Annotated in this window: 12 protein-coding genes and 1 pseudogene; 4 read left to right on the top strand and 9 right to left on the bottom strand. The window is 58.4% G+C overall.

The annotated features are described in order from the left end of the window. Window positions 1-9: 9 nt before the first annotated feature. The 3 genes from BLU63_RS27210 to BLU63_RS27200 are packed head-to-tail and all read right to left on the bottom strand — an operon-like array spanning window position 10 to window position 2666. Entirely contained in the window at window positions 10-351 is a 342-nt protein-coding gene (locus BLU63_RS27210; RefSeq protein ID WP_010460408.1) for a cupin domain-containing protein, read from the bottom strand. A gap of 42 nt (window positions 352-393) precedes the next feature. Further along, window positions 394-1800: an NAD(P)/FAD-dependent oxidoreductase gene (locus BLU63_RS27205; RefSeq protein WP_083376722.1), complete on the bottom strand. Its 1407-nt coding sequence runs from the start codon at window positions 1798-1800 to the stop codon at window positions 394-396. Between the two features lie 50 nt (window positions 1801-1850). Then, window positions 1851-2666 carry a helix-turn-helix domain-containing protein gene (locus BLU63_RS27200; RefSeq protein WP_083376721.1) on the bottom strand — a complete coding sequence of 272 codons (816 nt, stop codon included), beginning with the start codon at window positions 2664-2666 and terminating at the stop codon, window positions 1851-1853. A gap of 262 nt (window positions 2667-2928) precedes the next feature. Between BLU63_RS27200 and BLU63_RS27195 the strand changes: the two genes are divergently transcribed. Beyond that, a complete protein-coding gene (locus BLU63_RS27195; RefSeq protein ID WP_010460414.1) occupies window positions 2929-3204 on the top strand; it encodes a DUF1652 domain-containing protein in 276 nt (91 codons plus the stop codon). A gap of 57 nt (window positions 3205-3261) precedes the next feature. On the opposite strand, the gene BLU63_RS27190 is transcribed toward BLU63_RS27195, so the two are convergent. Continuing rightward, window positions 3262-5736, bottom strand: coding sequence for a UvrD-helicase domain-containing protein (locus BLU63_RS27190; RefSeq protein ID WP_083376720.1), 2475 nt, complete (start codon window positions 5734-5736; stop codon window positions 3262-3264). Between the two features lie 281 nt (window positions 5737-6017). Between BLU63_RS27190 and BLU63_RS27185 the strand changes: the two genes are divergently transcribed. Then, entirely contained in the window at window positions 6018-6713 is a 696-nt protein-coding gene (locus BLU63_RS27185) for a pirin family protein (protein ID WP_077747847.1), read from the top strand. A gap of 16 nt (window positions 6714-6729) precedes the next feature. Here the strand turns inward: BLU63_RS27185 and BLU63_RS27180 are convergent. From BLU63_RS27180 to BLU63_RS27160, 5 genes and pseudogenes are all read right to left on the bottom strand, one after another. Beyond that, a pseudogene (locus BLU63_RS27180) lies at window positions 6730-7983 on the bottom strand (IS3 family transposase). A 231-nt stretch (window positions 7984-8214) separates the two neighbouring features. Next, window positions 8215-9861, bottom strand: a complete 1647-nt coding sequence (pgm, locus tag BLU63_RS27175; RefSeq protein ID WP_083376719.1) for a phosphoglucomutase (alpha-D-glucose-1,6-bisphosphate-dependent) — start codon at window positions 9859-9861, stop codon at window positions 8215-8217. A 120-nt stretch (window positions 9862-9981) separates the two neighbouring features. Further along, on the bottom strand, window positions 9982-11382 hold the full coding sequence (locus tag BLU63_RS27170) for an aminotransferase-like domain-containing protein (protein ID WP_010460422.1): 1401 nt from the start codon (window positions 11380-11382) through the stop codon (window positions 9982-9984). 67 nt (window positions 11383-11449) lie between these two features. Continuing rightward, window positions 11450-12928 carry a hypothetical protein gene (locus tag BLU63_RS27165; RefSeq protein ID WP_083376718.1) on the bottom strand — a complete coding sequence of 493 codons (1479 nt, stop codon included), beginning with the start codon at window positions 12926-12928 and terminating at the stop codon, window positions 11450-11452. 560 nt (window positions 12929-13488) lie between these two features. Beyond that, the gene (locus BLU63_RS27160) at window positions 13489-14511 is read right to left on the bottom strand and encodes a zinc-dependent alcohol dehydrogenase family protein (protein ID WP_010460426.1); all 1023 of its coding nucleotides are present in this window, start codon (window positions 14509-14511) and stop codon (window positions 13489-13491) included. A 269-nt stretch (window positions 14512-14780) separates the two neighbouring features. Here BLU63_RS27160 and BLU63_RS27155 point away from each other — a divergent pair, with 269 nt between their 5' ends. Both BLU63_RS27155 and mexE read left to right on the top strand, forming a co-directional pair. Beyond that, window positions 14781-15698: a LysR family transcriptional regulator gene (locus BLU63_RS27155; protein ID WP_008156370.1), complete on the top strand. Its 918-nt coding sequence runs from the start codon at window positions 14781-14783 to the stop codon at window positions 15696-15698. A 311-nt stretch (window positions 15699-16009) separates the two neighbouring features. Next, window positions 16010-17263, top strand: a complete 1254-nt coding sequence (mexE, locus tag BLU63_RS27150; RefSeq protein WP_010460432.1) for a multidrug efflux RND transporter periplasmic adaptor subunit MexE — start codon at window positions 16010-16012, stop codon at window positions 17261-17263. Window positions 17264-17273 lie beyond the last annotated feature (10 nt).

Here is a 17273-nt window from a genome sequence, read left to right as displayed (position 1 = left end):
GATCAAAAATCAAAAAATCAAAACGTAGGTCTTGCGCACGGTTTCCTGGATATCCCAGATGCCGAGGCTGTTGGCCGGCAACATCAGTGCGTCGCCGGCTTCGATGTAGAGGGTTTCACCGTCGTCCGGGGTGAACGTGCAGCGCCCCTGGATGAAGTGACAGAATTCCTGGGCAACGATCTGCCGGCGCCAGCGGCCGGGCGTGCATTCCCAGACGCCGGTTTCGACGCCGTCGTCGCGTTCGACGCTGGTGGTCGAAGCCACCGCCACCGGCGCTCCCAACGGCACGGCGACGGGGTTCGACTCCTCCAGTTCCAGTGTTGCGGTGTTCTTGAATTGCGTGATGCCCATGGGAGTACCTGTCGATTGAGCCTGTAGATGAAAGCGTGCTGTTCAGTGCATGAAACCTTCCATGAACCCCGCCACCTTGCTCGCCAGTTTGCGGCGCCAAGGGGCTGTCGCCGGGTTGGCCAGGGTCTGGTCTTCGTGGACGAAGCTGCGGATGATTGCGTTGTAACCCAGCCAGCGGCAGGGTTCGGGTTCCCAGGCCCGGAGCGTGTCCAGACCGCCTTGAGGCATGACCCAAGGCTGGTGAACCAGTTCGGTATCGCGCTCAAGAATCAGATCCGCCAGGGTTCGGCCGCCCAGGTTGCTGGCGCCGACGCCCTCCCCGCCATAACCGCCGGACAAGGCAATGCCGCTGGCCTGATCGCAGAGCATGTGCGGCTTGAAGTGCCGGGACATGCCCAGGTTGCCGCCCCATGCGTGGGTAATCTGCACGTTCTTGAGTTGCGGGAAGAGTTCGCTGAACAGGTAGCGCCGCAACTCCACTTCGCTGGTGGTCAGGTCAAAGTCATGGCGCAACTTTCCGGCAAACTGGTAGCCGCCCCGGGCGCCGAACACCAGGCGGTTGTCGGCCGTACGCTGGCCGTAGGTGACCTGTCGACTGCTTTCGCTGAACGCCTGGCCGCGGCTCAGGCCGATTTCGTCCCAGGTCGCGGCAGACAATGGTTCGGTGGCGACAATCAGGCTTTGTACCGGTAACTGATAACGGCCGAGGGGTGGCAACGTGACCGAATAACCTTCTACCGCCGGCACGATCCAGCGGCTGCGGACCTGAGCCTTTGCCGTGCGCAAACTCCCCGACTGCCACTGCGTGACCGCGCTGTTTTCGTAGATTTTGACACCCATGCGCTCGACCGTTTCTGCCAGGCCGCGCACCAACTTTGCCGGGTGAATGGTCGCAACGTGCGGTGCATAGATACCGCCATAAGGCGTCGCCACTCTGATCTGTTGCGTCAGTTGCTCCGGGCTGAGCCAGCGGTAATCGCGTTCGGTCAGGCCTTGGCGGTAAAGCTTGTCCAGATAGTCGCGCAGGCTGGTTTCCTGCTCGGGATAACGCGCGGCACAGTACAACACCCCGCCTTTGCGATAATCGCAGTCGATGCCCTCCCGTTCGATGACAATCTCGACTTCATCAGGAATGCTGTGCAGCAGATCGAAAGAGGCGCGGCGTTGGTCTGGCGGCAAACCCGCCAACAGACGGTCCTCGCCCAGCAAGTTGCCCATCAGCCAGCCGCCGTTGCGGCCCGACGCGCCAAAACCGGCGGTTTGCGCTTCGACGATGGCAATGTCCAGGCCTGGCGCCAGGCGCTTGAGGTAATAAGCGGTCCAGAGCCCGGTGTAGCCTGCGCCGATGATAGCCACGTCGACGTCCAGGTCATGTTCCAGCGCAGGACGCGCCAGCAACGGCTCGTCGAGTTGATCCATCCACAAACTGATAGTGCGCCACGCCGACATGCCAGACTCCGCCACTCAAACTTCGATGGCGTCGATCCTAGTGCGTGACCTCAGGGGCTGTCGTGCGCGCGTGCACGCAAAGAAATTTGTTTGACGTAAGCCTTGGGCGACAGCCCTGTGTGCTGGCGAAAACAACTGTAGAACGCCGACAAGGAGTTGAAGCCGGCGGCAAACGCCAGCTCATCAATGCGCAGCGGTGGCATGGCGGCGTCCAGCGCCGCGAGTAAATGCTGCAGCCGCGCCTGATTGACATAGCGATAGAAGCTCTGGCCCAACACTTGATTCAGCAGATAGGAAATCTGATTGCGGCTGTACCCGCACTCCTGCGCCACCCGTTGCAGATCGAGCTCGGGATCCAGATAAGGCTGCTGGCGCTGGAAATACTGTTGCAGGTCCTCAGCCATGAAACTCAGCTGGCGCGGTGAAAGCCCAAGTCGGCTGGCGGCCGGGCGCGAATTCGTAGCGGTGTTGCGTTGCGGTTGTTCGCGCACCAGTGATGCGTATTCGTTGACTCGCCAGATCAACCCGTCGCGCACCGTGATCGCTTCACTGGAACGGAACGACACCAGCCCTTCGCCGCCGCGCAAGGTCATCTGGTACTGGATGAACGCAGTGTTGCCGTCCAGCCGTATGCGATCGGAATGCTCCAGCGCTTCGTCCGGGTTACGCGGCATGCTGCCGCGCACGTACTCACGCAACTCATCCAGGCCCATGACCCGGTTCTGGAAAAAGTCGTTGTACTGAATGTCCGGGTGATAAAGCGCCATGACCCCGTCCAGATCCCGGTGTTTCCAGCACAGGTGGTAGCGCATGACCGTCTCGCCCGTGGCCTGGGTTTGCAGGGGGCCATCATCATCGGCGTGCATAAGGGACTCGACGAAAAAAGCCGAGCTTGCCGAAGTTCGGCCGCGGCTTCAATGACCACGCCTGGTCGTGGGTAACGCCGAGCAAGGCCCGGCACGTGATCCATATCAAAAAAACGGTAGCAATCGCCAAACGGACTGAAAAAAATCACATGGTTTTCACATCCGGGTGCTACTTTTAAGGCAGTCACCGGTTGAGCCATTGAAGGCTCTTCCCTCCTAACATGAGCTAAAGGAAGCGCTCGATGAAGAAGGCGGGCAACACATGAATAAAGGGTCTTTCAGCAAAGTTACGTTTCCAAACGCCTGTCAGCTGATGCGCTGGCATTTCCATCCCATGGGATTTGAGGCGAGCATGGACGCGCCGGGCAGCATGATCGCCCGCCTGTTTGACCGCGCCAGTGGCGAGACCATGATCGCCATTGCAGGCATTCCATGCGCAACCGTGATGAATGCCGCGGACGTAGAACGAATAATCGAAGCCGTGGAAGACGAGCTAGAGTCTTTCATACCTCCCCAGGCCTTCAAGAGTTATGCCTGAAGGCCAAACGCCCAACAAAAAGCCCACATCATGTGGGCTTTTTTGTGGGGCTCGGGTTCAGGCCAGTTTCTGACCCTGGCGATGATCAGCAAAGAATGGCTTGTCCTTGCCAATCCGGTCAGACGCCTTGGGCATGTTCGCCGCCTGAGTATCCTGCCCGTCGACATACCAGTAGCAATGACTCACCGCCCGAGTGATGCCGACGTAAGCCAGTCGCAGGATTTCGTCTTTCTGTGCGTTGTCGTATGGCTCGTTGTCGCCCGTCTTGCCAAGGCCCGCCATGCGATAGACCTGATTCTTGTAGGGAGAACTGGTCAGATGCTGACAATCACCCAGCAAAAACACCGCGTCAGCCTGCAAGCCCTTGGCGCTGTGATACGTCAGCTGTTTGATGCGCCGCGATTCATACGGCAAGTTAGAATCTACATTAACTACAGACTGAATATGTTGTTCAATCAATAACTTATCGCTGCTTTTTCGATAAAGCATCAAGATTGAATCACCTTGTCGGTAATGCTGGATCAGGCGTTGAGCCATGCCTTGATCATCCCGATCCATGACGTTCACCGGCAACAGCGCCTTGGGTTCACCGCTGGCCTTGGCCTTCTTTCCGGCGATCGACGGCGCTGCGCGGACGATATGCTCGGCCGCATCAATGATGTGCTGATGACTGCGGAAATTGTCGCTGAGCATCACTTTGGTCGTGCTCGGTGACGGGAATTCCTTGTTGAACTCCATGAAATACGCTGGAGAACTGCCGCGCCAGCCATAAATGGACTGCCAGTCATCGCCGACGCAGAGCAAGGACGAACGTTGCGCGCCTCGCCCCACATGCATCGCCGGGCCGCGACTGCGGATCTCGGCCAGACTGGCACGGATCCACGAGACAATTTGCGGCGATACGTCCTGAAATTCGTCGATCATCAGGTGTGACAAGGGCCTTAGCAGCTCATCGCTCAGCAGCTTCAGGTTTTCCGGGGAGTGCTCGCTAAACAAGGCAAACATCCGGTTGTAGGTCATCACCGGTGGTTTTTGATCAAGCAAATGATCTTCCAGGGCGCGCCAGAACAGGCTCAGAGCTTCGAAGAAATACCGGTCCGGGTCATCCTTGGCGAAACTCATCTGGCCTACGGCACTCGGAACATCCAGGCCGAGGTTTTCGATAAACCCGGCGGCGGCCACAAAACAATCCAGCAAGGGGGCTGATCCCAGCTCACCTTTGACCTTGTAATCGAAACCCGGACCGGCACTGGCATCCCCTGCCAGGGAAGCCAGTACGCGCTTTGATGATTCGTAACTATCCAGCCATATCAACGGTTTACGACAGAAAGCTTGAAACAGGGTGCGCTTCACCGCCCATTCCGCGCGGACAGTTAACTTGGCATTCGGGCGGCAGACCTGCGGATTTTCCCGTGGGTCAAAACCGAGTACCACCCAGGCGTCCAGCGTGGGGATGTAGCCGTGACAATGGAAAGTCGCACCATTGATATCGAAAGCCTGCCGATTGGGCTCGATGCCTTTGATTGGCCAGGCGCCGGCACGAAACCACAGGTCTTCAATCGTGTCGCAGAGCTCCTCGTCACGTTTGGCCGCCAACTCGGTCACCGCCACGCGCTTCTGCACATCGGGGTGATCGCGCTCAAGCTCCTTGAGTTGCAAGGCATGACGGGACAATGGCTTGATCAGTTCGCGAAAACGCTCATCGCGGGTGTGCAGGCTGTGAAAACACGCATTGAGTTGCTGACGCTGCGCGTCATTGATGCGCAAGTCGAAGGGATTGCTGTCGACCTCCTCATCGCCGTTTTGCGCGCGATTGCTGAGGTTTTCGAATGCTTGCAGGCGCTCGAAGCCCGGCAGGCTGCGCACCATCGGCAGGATTCGCGAGTGGAAGGTGCGCACCAGGTCGCGCGCCTCCTTGAGGCTCAGTGCCCGACCCCACACACCAAACAATTCGATCAGCTTATTAATGAAGTCCTTGCGCGACTCACGGGTGAAGGTCACCACGGTCATCGAGCTCAGCTCGAAGCCCAGGTAATGGGTCAGCAGCAGGATACGCAGGACCAGTGTCGTCGACTTGCCTGCACCCGCCCCGGCAATCACCGACGTCGAAGGCGTGTCGCTGAAAATCATTTTCCACTGGGCGGCGCTGGGCTGAGCGTGAGGTGGCAGCAGTCGGGCGACATCGGCCTTCATGCGCTTCTTCAGGTCAGCGCTGAGTGGCAGGCGCCAATCGTCGAACAAGTTGTGATCGACATTAGGTGGCCGGTGCTCGGTGGAGCGCGAATCGCGGATCAGCAGGACCTGCCGGCCTTCTTCCAACCCCTCGGCTTTGCCTTCCTTATAGCCGTAATCGACCCCGGCGCTGTGACCACTGCGAAATCCATCGGCTTGCCCGTGCAACCACGAGGCACGGTGTTGCGCGCGCAGACGGGTCAAGCCATGGCCAAAGAACCGGGCGGCGAGGCGCTTGAGCAGTGGCATCTCGGCCAGGGGACGAAGTTCGGGAGGAAGATCGGGGGTGTGTTGCGGCACGCGGGCTGACTCCAGGGTGTGAGGCTGACGAGGGCTATGGTGTCCGTATTTGCCGTTGAGTTCTAGTGAAATGCTTACAGGTCATTGGCTTATACGATGAAGTGAAGGCTGGATGAGAACGTTTCGAGGTTATTTGATATCAACTTATCCGATCATGATGAGGCATTTTTTACGCTTTTTATCGATTGGTGCCTGATAGATGATGCCCGCCATCAACCACCGGTTCTCGTTTCGTGGCTCAGGCGCTCTGCCCCATGACGAACCTTTTTCAGGAGACGATCATGCTTGAACTCAGACCTTTCAGCTCTCTGGGCGGCGCCCACCATGGCTGGTTGGATGCCCACCACCACTTTTCGTTCGCCGAGTACCACGACCCGAAACGCATGAACTGGGGCAACCTGCGGGTATGGAACGACGACGTGATTGCCTCCGGCACTGGGTTCCCTAAACACCCGCACCGGGACATGGAAATCATCACCTATGTTCGTGAAGGTGCAATTACCCACGAAGACAACCTCGGCAATAAGGGCCGCACCGAAGCGGGCGACGTTCAGGTCATGAGCGCCGGCACCGGGATCGCTCACAGTGAATACAACCTGGAAGCGAACGAAACCAGGATCTTTCAGATCTGGATCATCCCGAACGAATCCGGCCTGGCCCCCTCTTGGGGCGCCAAGCCATTCCCGAAAGGCCAGCGTGAAGGCTTCGTGACGTTGGCCAGCGGTAAGGCGGGTGACGATCAAAGCCTGCGAATCCGTGCCGATGCACGGCTGGTGGCCGCCAATCTGAAGGCCGGTGAATCCGCCGAGTATCGCCTGGACAGTGGCCGTCGCGCTTATCTGGTTCCGGCTACCGGGGTAATTGAAGTCAATGGCTTGCGTGCACAAGCTCGAGACGGTGTTGCCGTGGCGGATGAGCAGGTGTTGCGGGTGACTGCGATTGAGGACAGTGAGATCGTGTTGGTGGATCTGGCTTGATCGGGTAAATGCATGTCTAGTCCTGAAATAGGTTTACACCTGTTTCACCCTAACGCCCGATGCACCGCATCGGGCGTTTTGTATTTCAAAGACAGGTGCGGTCGCTCGCCGTTGTAGATCGATACCGACTCACTCACCATCTTCTTCGCTTGCGTCAAATCCTGCGGCCGCTGAAGCATAAGCTCTGTCTTCAGTATCCCGTTGACCCTCTCTGCCAAGGCATTTTGGTAGCAGTCATAGCCATCCGTCATTGAACATCGAATGCCGTATTTCGCGTGCAACGCTTGGTACATCCCCGAGCAATATTGGATACCTCTATCTGAGTGGTGCACCAACGGCTGCTCTGTCCGACGGTGCTCTACCGCCCAGCTCAGCGCGTGTGCTACCGACTCGGCATAAAGGCTTTCATGGACGTGATAGCCCACGATCTTTCGCGAAAAAGCATCCGTCACAAGGCTCAGATAAGCCACACCTTCCTGAGTTGGCAAATAGGTTATGTCAGCCACCCAGACTTGTTCCGGGCCGCAGGGAACAACCTGATCAGGACCTGGTTTGAGCAGGTTCGGGTGGCGGTGAAAGCGATGATGACTATTGGTCGTCTTGTGATACGCCCGCTTGCGAGCCACCAATAAACGCCGTTCACGCAGAATCGAAAACAGCCGATCTCGCCCCACTTGCAGCTCAAGTTGAGGCTGGCATTGCAGCAAGTAATACAGCTTTCGGGTGCCCAGCCGCGGCTGCCGCAGGCGCTTTTGTTGAACGAAATCGGCAACTTTCTGATCCAGAACCAGACGAGCTGCATCGGCGCGATTGCGTTTGTAGTAAGCCTGGCGGCTTATCCCCATGAACTGGCAAGCCCTGCTGATGCTCAGGTTTTGGATTCGTTTTTGCGCGAGGACTTGCCGGGACGCTTTTTTACGACAGAGAGACCGTAGTCATTTTTCAAGACATCCAAGACCGCCTCGAAAAACTGCGCTTTCTGATTGGACAGCGCCAACTGTTCTTCAAGCTCTTTGATGCGTTGTTCTGGCGTTAATGGTCGGTTTTTGTCGGGCATAGACCCCATCCTCGGCGAGCCAATGTATGTGCCTGGGCTCCAATCCTGCCGACCGTGCTTGCGTAACCACGTCAGAACGGTCGTTTTGCCTTGAATCCCGTAGCGCTCCTGAGCCTCTTTATAGCTCAGCTCGCCTTTTTCGACCTGATCGACTACCGACAATTTAAAGGTCAGCGTGTAGTCTCGCTGACTACGCCTTTTTGCTGATTCCATTACGTCCTCCTGAAAAACAGATCAGAAGGTGTAAACCTTATTCAGGACGGGACAGCAGGGCAAAAAAAGGGGCGACCGTTGATGGTCGCCCCTTTTTTACATCTGAATCCTGAGTGGCCGTGCTGGTGTCTTCGCGGGCAAGCCTCGCTCCTACAGGATAGATATCGCTCACAATCATGTGATCGACTCCGCCCATGCAGGAGCGAGGCTTGACCGCGAAGGGTCGCTCAATCACTTCGCAGAAATAGCGCCATCCACCAGGGTCTGAGCTTCTGCAACCAACTGCTTGAGGTGCTCGTCACTGACGAAGCTCTCAGCGTAGATCTTGTAAATATCTTCAGTCCCCGAAGGCCGTGCTGCGAACCAGCCGTTCTCGGTCATGACTTTCAAACCGCCAATGGCCTGGTCGTTACCCGGCGCGTGGCTGAGGATGCTCTGGATCGCTTCGCCCGCCAGTTGGGTCGAGGTGACCTGATCCGGTGACAGCTTGCTCAACAAGGCCTTCTGTTCAGGGTTGGCCTTGGCGTCGACGCGCACCGAGAACGGTTCGCCGAGCTCGTCAGTCAACGCACGGTAGGCCTGGCTCGGGTCGCGACCGGTACGAGCGGTCATTTCTGCCGCCAGCAATGCCGGAATCAAGCCGTCCTTGTCGGTGCTCCAGACGCCGCCGTCCTTGCGCAGGAACGAGGCCCCCGCGCTTTCTTCGCCGCCAAAGCCCAGCGAACCGTCGAACAGACCGTCAGCAAACCATTTGAATCCGACCGGCACTTCGTACAGGCGACGGCCCAGGCGCTTGGCCACACGATCGATCAAGCCGCTGCTGACCACGGTTTTGCCCACGGCAGCATCGGCGCGCCACTGTGGACGGTTCTGGAACAGGTAATCGATGGAAACGGCGAGGTAGCTGTTCGGTGCCAGCAGACCACCGGACGGGGTCACGATGCCATGGCGATCGTGATCCGGGTCGCAAGCAAACGCTACGTCAAAGCGCTCTTTCAGACCGATCAGGCCTTGCATGGCATGGCTCGACGAGGGGTCCATCCGGATTTGCCCGTCCCAGTCGACTGTCATGAAGCGGAACGTCGGGTCGACCTGTTTGTTCACCACTTCCAGGTCCAGACGGTAGTGCTCGGCAATCGCCGACCAGTAGCGCACCCCTGCTCCGCCCAGCGGATCAACACCCAGACGCAGCTTGGCATCACGGATGGCATCGAAGTCGATCACGTTGATCAGGTCGGCGACGTAGGTATTGAGGTAATCGTGACGATGGGTCGTGCCGGCCTTCAATGCCTGCTCGTAGCTGATGCGTTTGACGCCGGCCAGCTTGTTGCCCAGCAGCTCGTTGGCCTTCGCTTCGATCCACTTGGTGATGTGGGTATCGGCCGGTCCACCGTTGGTGGGGTTGTATTTGTAGCCACCGCTTTGCGGCGGATTGTGCGATGGCGTGATGACGATACCGTCCGCCAGGCCCGAGGTACGGCCGCGGTTGTAGCACAGAATCGCGTGGGAAATCGCCGGGGTCGGCGTGTATTCGTCACCCTCGGCGATCATCACGGTCACGCCGTTCGCGGCCAGCACTTCTAGGGCGCTGGCGCCGGCCGGGGTGGACAGCGCGTGGGTGTCGATGCCGACAAACAGCGGACCATCGATACCCTGGGCTTCGCGGTACAGGCAGATCGCCTGACTGATCGCCAGAACGTGCCATTCGTTGAAACTCAGATCGAACGAGCTGCCTCGGTGTCCGGACGTGCCGAAGGCTACGCGTTGGGTAGAGATGGCGGCATCAGGCTGGCCGGTGTAATAGGCCGTTACCAGTCGCGGGATGTCGACCAACAATTCTGCCGGTGCCGGTTTGCCCGCAAAAGGACTGAGTGTCATGCAAAACCTCTGGAATAGAGTGGTTCAGGAGTAGGAGCGCAGTTTACTGGCAGTTTGACCGCAGCGCGACGTTATCGATCCCGAGGGAAATGTTATCAATCGCCAAAGCCCCGCCCCTGCTCAATCGATCGATTCCAGGCGCAAGGCATCGCCCAGCAAACCCATGGCCGCCCCGAGGTCGTGGTCGCCGCCGAAGGTATGGCTCAGGCGCAAGTGTTGCGCGTGCAACCCTTGGAGGCTGAACAGCTCCCCTGGCGCAATCACCACCTGGTGCCTGAGCAGGCGCTGGAACACCCGACGCACATCGACCTGACGCAGCGATTGCACCCAAATCGTCGCACCGCCCAAGGGTTCGACAAAGTGCAAGGCATCCCCCAGACGCTCCTGCAACAGTTGGGTCATGTGCACCTTGCGGTCCTTGAGCAGCCGGCGCAATACCAACAAGTGCTGATCGATTCGTCCATTGCTGTAAAGCCGTGCGATGGCTTTCTGGCGAATCGGTGACAACCGGAATGAACGTAACAGGAAATGCCGCTGCAGTTCGACGCTCAATTGCCGCGAGAGCAGATAACCATAAGGCGCTTCCGGCCCGATGGATTTTTCGAAGGTGGAGAAAACGATCAGCCGGTCCGGGTTCAGCAGATCGCGAAACCGCAGGCCGTCGGGCTCGAATGCGAGCTCGCCATAGCAGTCGTTCTCCAACACCCAACTGCCATGACGCTCCAGCAGTTCAGCGGTTGACTGCCTGTTGCTGTGGGAAGCCACGCTGCCGCGCGGCATGTTGAGGCCGGAAGAAAGCATGACCAGCCGCACCGGCTTGGTCTCCAGCAGTTGCTTGAGCTGCTCAAGGTCCAGGCCGCCATGGGGTTGCAGGGGCAACTCTATGACCTGGACGTCAGCGTCCTGGAGCAAGCGCAGGATCATCCAGTCGCAGGGCGATTCGACGACTACCATGGCATCTTTGAGACACAGTACAGCGATCAGTATTTCCAGGACACCACGCAAATCGGCGCCAATGTAGACGTTATCGGCGTGCCAGCAACGTGCCGGAGACGAGGTATAGCGTGCGGCCAGTGCGGCGCGCAGTTCCAGTTCACCACAAGGTTGTGAAGTCGGTTGCGGCTGACGCGGATATTGACGCAGCAGTTCTCTTTCAAGCAGCAACAACGGGCTGTCCAAGGGCTGCAACAACGCCGGTTCATCCGCGCTCAACACCAGCATCCCCGGTCGCCTGGCGTTCACATAGACCGTCTCGAGCAGGTCATTGCCGCTGCTGAGCGGGTGAATGGACGACACCGGCAGCGCGTAATAGCCGGATTTGGCGACCGAATACACCCGCCCTTCCTTTTCCAGCAGCGAATAGGCGTACTGAATCGTCGAAATCGATACGCTCAAACGGTCCGCCAATTGCCTTAATGAAGGGAGGCGGACCCGCGTGTCGCTGACGGGCTCGTTGATGAGGTTAGTCAGGTAACGGTACACCGCCTGATAGGCAAAGTCGGTTTCGCGGGGTCCTTTCATGGGTGATGACCAAGCACGCCACGCGCCGCGTGGGGTGGGTGGATGAGCGCGGTAACCCCGAGCATTTTCAACGACCCGTTGACCGTTCGCCATTTGCGGCGTTGCCCGCGTCGAGGTCCAGCGCAGGCTCATCCGCATTACCGACTGCCGGGCCCGGCCTTTCGCCCCTCGCAACCGGTCCCATCCGGTAAAGCGTGCCGATCAACTTGACGGTCAACCCGCTGACGTCGACCATCCATTGCAGCACCTGCTCGGGAGCCGACTTGCCCTGCATCGCCCGGTGCAGATCAGGCAACGCCACGAGCATACCGGGATGGCATTGGCGTAGAAAACGCTCAAGCGAGGCGCCGTTATCGACGAAGGGCGCGAACAGCAAGCACACCAGTTGAGCCTCACTCAAGCCCAGGCTTTTCTGGGCCTGCGCCGCTGCCAATGCACGCTGGTCGGACATTGTCGTCGGGTTAACGAACGTTTCCATTACCTGCTCGCAATAGCGCTCGGGAAGCTGTTTGCGACGCATCATGACCAAGGCCCGCTGTACGTAATCGGCGACGCCTGCTTCATAGGTGCGGCCATGAACAAAACACGCCTCCAGCCCCCGAACGTGCGCAGAAATCGTCAGGCTGACAAACTCGTTATCACTAAGCTGGGCCGCCAGTTCGTCAGGCTGAAACCCGAGGAAATCGGTGAGCAGCGGCCAGCGATCTTCCAGATTGCTGACCAGCATGTCGTGAATATCGATGAAGGTTGTGCGCCGACACGCTTCAAATGATTCGGCCGGCCGCCACTCAGCTTGCCCATGCTCAGAATAAAACTCGCGGTAGCAATCGCTGCCCAGTTCATCCAGTCGCGCGAACAGCTCCTCATAACCGGATTCAGGGTCATTCGATGCATTGAGGCCAGCCTTTTGCGCCGCACGGGTCAACCCATGCATGAACTGCTTTTGCTGACGAGGTGTATCGCTGCTGACCAACGCATCGACGCCTCGGTCCCAACGGCAGATTTGCCCATAAAACTCGCCCGCCGCCAGGTACCCGTCATCCCACAGGTCAAGCGGCCCGTTCCAGGTTCGCCGATGACCCACCATCAACAGATTGAGACGATTTGACTCGCGACCTGCATCGGAGACCGGCGCCAGATGGCTGAATGGCAGGACTTCCCGGTTATCGACCATCACCACTTCGACCCGAGGATCGTCGTAGAGAAACAGCGCACTGCAACTGTGATGGATGTTTTCAAGGGCCATCGGGCTTGCGCCATTCGTGCGCAAGGTCGCGACTCGCAGCTGGAACGTCGCAGGCGCCCGGCCAGCGATGCTCAATTGTGCGGCGCGCAGCAATGCCAGCGTGTAGCAACAGTCGCGGGTTCCGGACTGGATCGACAACACCTTGTATTCGCCGATCCGCTCCATGCCACCCGCGGAGACCACCAGGCGCTGAATCATCAGCTGCAGTGCCGTGCGCTCGGCGCGTGAAAAAAAACTCAGCAATCGCTGCAATACTTGCTGATAAACATAGTTCATTGCCTGTTCATGGGTATGGGTCATCATTGTTTACCTGTTACGCATAGGTTCGATGTCACGCAAACAACTGTGTGCATTGCGCAAACGGCTGACTGACATGATTAAAGTGTTTCGATTGATATGAAATCCTAACACTTAGTTTTGAGTAATTATTTGAAATGAATCGAGCTTACTTGTGACCCTGTCCGCACACGCTGGCAGGAAAGCCCCGCAGGACAAGGGCCCTGCGACCACACGAGGGATCCTAGGAAATGTCCGACAGCGTCCCACAGACATGTAGCACGAGAAATAAAGAAAGAAGTCGCAATTAATTTTTCGGCAATTGATCGATAACACGCTATTTGTTGAGCTTGTATTACCGGAGTGCGAAGAAAAGTATCTGTCCAATACCCAGCCATAGCTCATTCCTTGAGATGAAAGTAATCATTCAATTATCGGGGCTTATAGGGTGATTAGAAGATACAGATTGAGAGCAAAAACCAGTTCAGTTGCTGAACTGACTCGTCGCAGGTTGAGGGGACGTCTCGGAATTTCGGAGGGGGAAATGCAAAAGTCCGTGCAAGCACGGACTTTTTTCAGTGGTGTTACGCCGGATCGACCTGGAGCGCAACCCGTTCGCGACACGGGCATTCATCCATGTAGCGGTGCGCCTCGACAAACTCGGAAAACGGAAAGACCCGAGTCTTGAGTGGCAGCAACACGCGGTCGGCGGTCAGCTGGTTGATGTCGCGCAAGGCACGTTGCAGTGCGACCTGATCCTGGATGATGCCCAGCTCCGGCTTGCCAGTGAAGTTGCCGATGCAGTGAACGAAGAACTGAATGTTCTTCTGGAACGCTGCGCAGGCCGGGAACGGCGTCTGGTTACCACCTTGCAGGCCGTACAGCACCAGGCTGCCACGAGGCGCGAGCACATCGCCCAGCAGTGACATCTGCGGACCGCCGAGGCCATCGAACACCACATCCACTCCGCGGTTGTCGGTGATTTTGTTGATCCGCATGAGCAGATCCTCTTCCTCGGTGACGATTACTTTCTCGGCACCCAGTGACAGCAGGTATTCACGTTCTTCAGCGGTCTTGGTGGCGGCAATTACCCGCACGCCCAATGCCTTTCCCAGTTGCACAAACGAAGGACCGGCACAGTGGCTCGCGTCAGTCACCAAGGCAAATTGCCCAGGTTTGACACGCGCCAGATCGACATAAGCGAAGTAGGCAATCAGCAGCGGCGTGTAATGCACGGCCGCTTCAATCGGGCTGAGCACGTCCGGATAACGGGTCAGTGCCGAGCGAGGCAGAACGATCTGCTCGCCGTAGACCGGATAGTCGTTGGGGCTTTCAGCCGGGAAGCTGGCGACCTTGTCACCGACTGCCAGGTCATCGACGCCCTCGCCGACTGCTGTCACGACGCCGGACATCTCATGGCCAAGGCCAGAAGGCAGACGAGCATGGGATGAGGCCAGGTTCTGGCGCCAGAGAATGTCGTACCAGCTGATGCCAATCGCCTCGACGCGCACCTGCACTTCGCCCGGCGCAGGGAGAGCGGCCGCATGCTCTTCGCATTTGAGCACCTCGGCTGGACCAAACTTGTGAAAACGGATCGTGCGGGACATCGCAAACCTCGTCAAAGAAACCTCTAATGCCCTGAACTCTATCTGGGCTTTCTACCCAAGACTATCAGTGGCTATTAATAGTCGACATGCCTGTCATTGATTCCGCAGCATCCATTGGATCAACGGTTATCGTAAAAATCCGGAGCATCCGTTCCAGGGAAACTGAATTATTCGGTGCAGAGTAGCAGCCTTTCCCCGTAATATTCATGCCGGCCATTGTTCTCATATGGCCGCTCTCGTCAAGCTTGATGACTCTGCCAGGACTCCAGATGAATCGTAATGACCTGCGTCGTGTCGACCTGAACCTGTTGATCGTTTTTGAAACATTGATGCACGAACGCAGTGTGACCCGTGCTGCGGAGAAATTGTTCCTCGGCCAGCCGGCCATCAGTGCGGCGCTCTCACGCCTGCGCGGGCTGTTCGATGATCCGTTATTCGTGCGCACCGGGCGCAGCATGGAGCCTTCCGCTCGCGCGGTGGAAATCTTCGCCCTGCTCTCTCCTGCCTTGGATTCGATTTCCACCGCGGTCAGCCGTGCGGCAGAATTCGACCCGGCGACCAGTACGGCGGTGTTCCGCATTGGCCTGTCGGACGATGTCGAGTTCGCGCTGCTGCCGATGCTGCTCAAGCGTTTGCGTGCGGAATCGCCGGGGATCGTATTGGTGGTGCGTCGGGCCAACTACATCCTGATGCCGAGCCTGTTGGCCTCGGGGGAGATTTCCATCGGCGTCAGCTACACCGCCGACCTGCCGGCCAACGCCAAGCGCAAAGTACTGCGCCGCAGCATGCCGAAGCTGTTGCGCGCCGATACGGTGCCGGGGCCATTGAGCCTCGATGACTTCTGCGCCCGCCCCCATGCGCTGGTGTCGTTTGCCGGTGACCTGAGCGGCTTTATAGATGAAGAACTGGAAAAGCTCGGGCGCAAACGTCATGTGGTGCTCGCGGTGCCGCAGTTCAACGGGCTCAGCACACTCATCAGCGGGACTGATATTGTCGCGACGGTGCCGGACTACACCGCTGAGGCGTTGACGGCGGCTGGCGGGGTGCGAGCTGAAGATCCGCCCTTGCCGGTGCGCAGCTTTGAATTGCACATGGCGTGGCGTGGGTCGCAGGATAATGACCCGGGTGAACGTTGGTTGCGCTCCAGGATCCAGATGTTCTTCGGGGATCCGGATAGCCTGGCGTGATCCTGATCTTTTGTTGGGGCTGATGGCCTCTTCGCGGGCAAGCCTCGCTCCTACAGGGATTTAATCAGCGCCACAATTCCCTGTGGGAGCGGGCTTGCCCGCGACTCGGTCTCAAGCCAATCCCTTGCATTCTGCGCAACATAGAATTGTCATCAATCCAATTGATCGCCGTCCAATGTAAGGCGCATGCTAGAGGGCTGGCTTCAGACTTATATCATTCCGAATGATAGTTACCTTTGCTTCATTCGATTCGTGCGATACCACCCCGCCGCTCATCATCCGCCCATCTCAATACATTGGCGGATGCATCCATGGAACAGTCACTCAAACATTTGCGCTTCCCATTGGCCATGTTGGCCGTACTGGTGATGAGCGCCTGCGGCAAGGCTCCGGAGTCTGCCGCTACCATGCCTGCGGCGAAAGTCAGCGTCGCCAAGGTCCTGGAACAACCGGTCAACGAGTGGGACGAATTCACCGGGCGCCTTGAAGCGCCAGAAACCGTAGAAATTCGTCCACGGGTCTCCGGCCAGATTGATGAAGTGGCCTTCACCGAAGGCGCACTGGTCAAGAAAGGTGACCTGCTGTTCCAGATTGACCCACGCCCGTTCCAGGCCGAGGTCCGCCGCCTCGAAGCACTGGTTGCCCAAGGCCGCGCCAACGCCACCCGCAGCGAAAACGAAGCCCAGCGTGGCGAACGCTTGCGCACCAGCAACGCGATCTCCGCCGAACTGGCCGATTCGCGCACCAGTGCAGCCCAAGAAGCCCGCGCCGCCGTCGGCGCTCTCCAGGCTCAACTGGACCTGGCCAAACTGAACCTGAGCTTCACCCGCGTCACCGCGCCCATCAGCGGTCGCGTCAGCCGTGCGGAAATCACCGCCGGCAACCTGGTGACCGCCGACACCACCGCGCTGACCAGCGTTGTTTCCACCGATAAGGTCTACGCCTACTTCGACGCCGACGAACGTGTGTTCCTCAAATACACCCAGCTCGCTCGCCAGGGCAAACGCGGTGCAACCACTCCGGTTTACCTCGGCCTGTCCAACGAAGACGGCAACCCGCATCAGGGCGTGATGAACTTCGTCGACAACCAGGTCAACCCGAAAACCGGCACCATCCGCGGTCGCGCGGTCTTTGACAATGCTGACGGACAGTACACCCCAGGCTTGTATGCCCGTTTGAAACTGGTCGGCAGCGGCACTTACTCCGCCGTGCTGATCAACGACGAAGCGGTCGGAACCGATCTGGGCAAGAAATTCGTGCTGGTGATGGATGCCGACAACAAGACGGCCTATCGCTCCGTCGAACTGGGGCCGAAGATCGAAGGCTTGCGCATCGTGCGCAGCGGCCTGAACAAGGATGACACCGTCATCGTCAAGGGTCTGCAACGGGTTCGCCCTGGCTCGCCGGTCACCCCTGAAGTGATCCCGATGGCCAGCGAACAAACCCTCGCGGCACTCGCACAACAACGACAAGCGCTGGAAGCCAGCAACCTGCCCCAAGTCGCACCTGCCAAGGTCGCGCCGGGTACGGTTGTGAAACTGGCTGCTGCGACTCCACGCGGTTAAGGGACGACAA

Origin of the sequence: Pseudomonas mandelii (assembly GCF_900106065.1) — a bacterium.
Taxonomy (GTDB): Bacteria; Pseudomonadota; Gammaproteobacteria; order Pseudomonadales; family Pseudomonadaceae; genus Aquipseudomonas; species Aquipseudomonas mandelii.
The sequence above is the reverse complement of the archived record's forward strand: the minus strand, read 5'-3'. Positions and strand labels throughout refer to the sequence as shown.

What these genes read in the sequence shown, in the direction of transcription:
- BLU63_RS27210 (WP_010460408.1), bottom strand. Translation starts at nt 351, where the DNA reads ATGGGCATCACGCAATTCAAGAACACCGCAACACTGGAACTGGAGGAG.
- BLU63_RS27205 (WP_083376722.1), bottom strand. Translation starts at nt 1,800, where the DNA reads ATGTCGGCGTGGCGCACTATCAGTTTGTGGATGGATCAACTCGACGAG.
- BLU63_RS27200 (WP_083376721.1), bottom strand. Translation starts at nt 2,666, where the DNA reads ATGCACGCCGATGATGATGGCCCCCTGCAAACCCAGGCCACGGGCGAG.
- BLU63_RS27195 (WP_010460414.1), top strand. Translation starts at nt 2,929, where the DNA reads ATGAATAAAGGGTCTTTCAGCAAAGTTACGTTTCCAAACGCCTGTCAG.
- BLU63_RS27185 (WP_077747847.1), top strand. Translation starts at nt 6,018, where the DNA reads ATGCTTGAACTCAGACCTTTCAGCTCTCTGGGCGGCGCCCACCATGGC.
- pgm (WP_083376719.1), bottom strand. Translation starts at nt 9,861, where the DNA reads ATGACACTCAGTCCTTTTGCGGGCAAACCGGCACCGGCAGAATTGTTG.
- BLU63_RS27170 (WP_010460422.1), bottom strand. Translation starts at nt 11,382, where the DNA reads ATGAAAGGACCCCGCGAAACCGACTTTGCCTATCAGGCGGTGTACCGT.
- BLU63_RS27165 (WP_083376718.1), bottom strand. Translation starts at nt 12,928, where the DNA reads ATGACCCATACCCATGAACAGGCAATGAACTATGTTTATCAGCAAGTA.
- BLU63_RS27160 (WP_010460426.1), bottom strand. Translation starts at nt 14,511, where the DNA reads ATGTCCCGCACGATCCGTTTTCACAAGTTTGGTCCAGCCGAGGTGCTC.
- BLU63_RS27155 (WP_008156370.1), top strand. Translation starts at nt 14,781, where the DNA reads ATGAATCGTAATGACCTGCGTCGTGTCGACCTGAACCTGTTGATCGTT.
- mexE (WP_010460432.1), top strand. Translation starts at nt 16,010, where the DNA reads ATGGAACAGTCACTCAAACATTTGCGCTTCCCATTGGCCATGTTGGCC.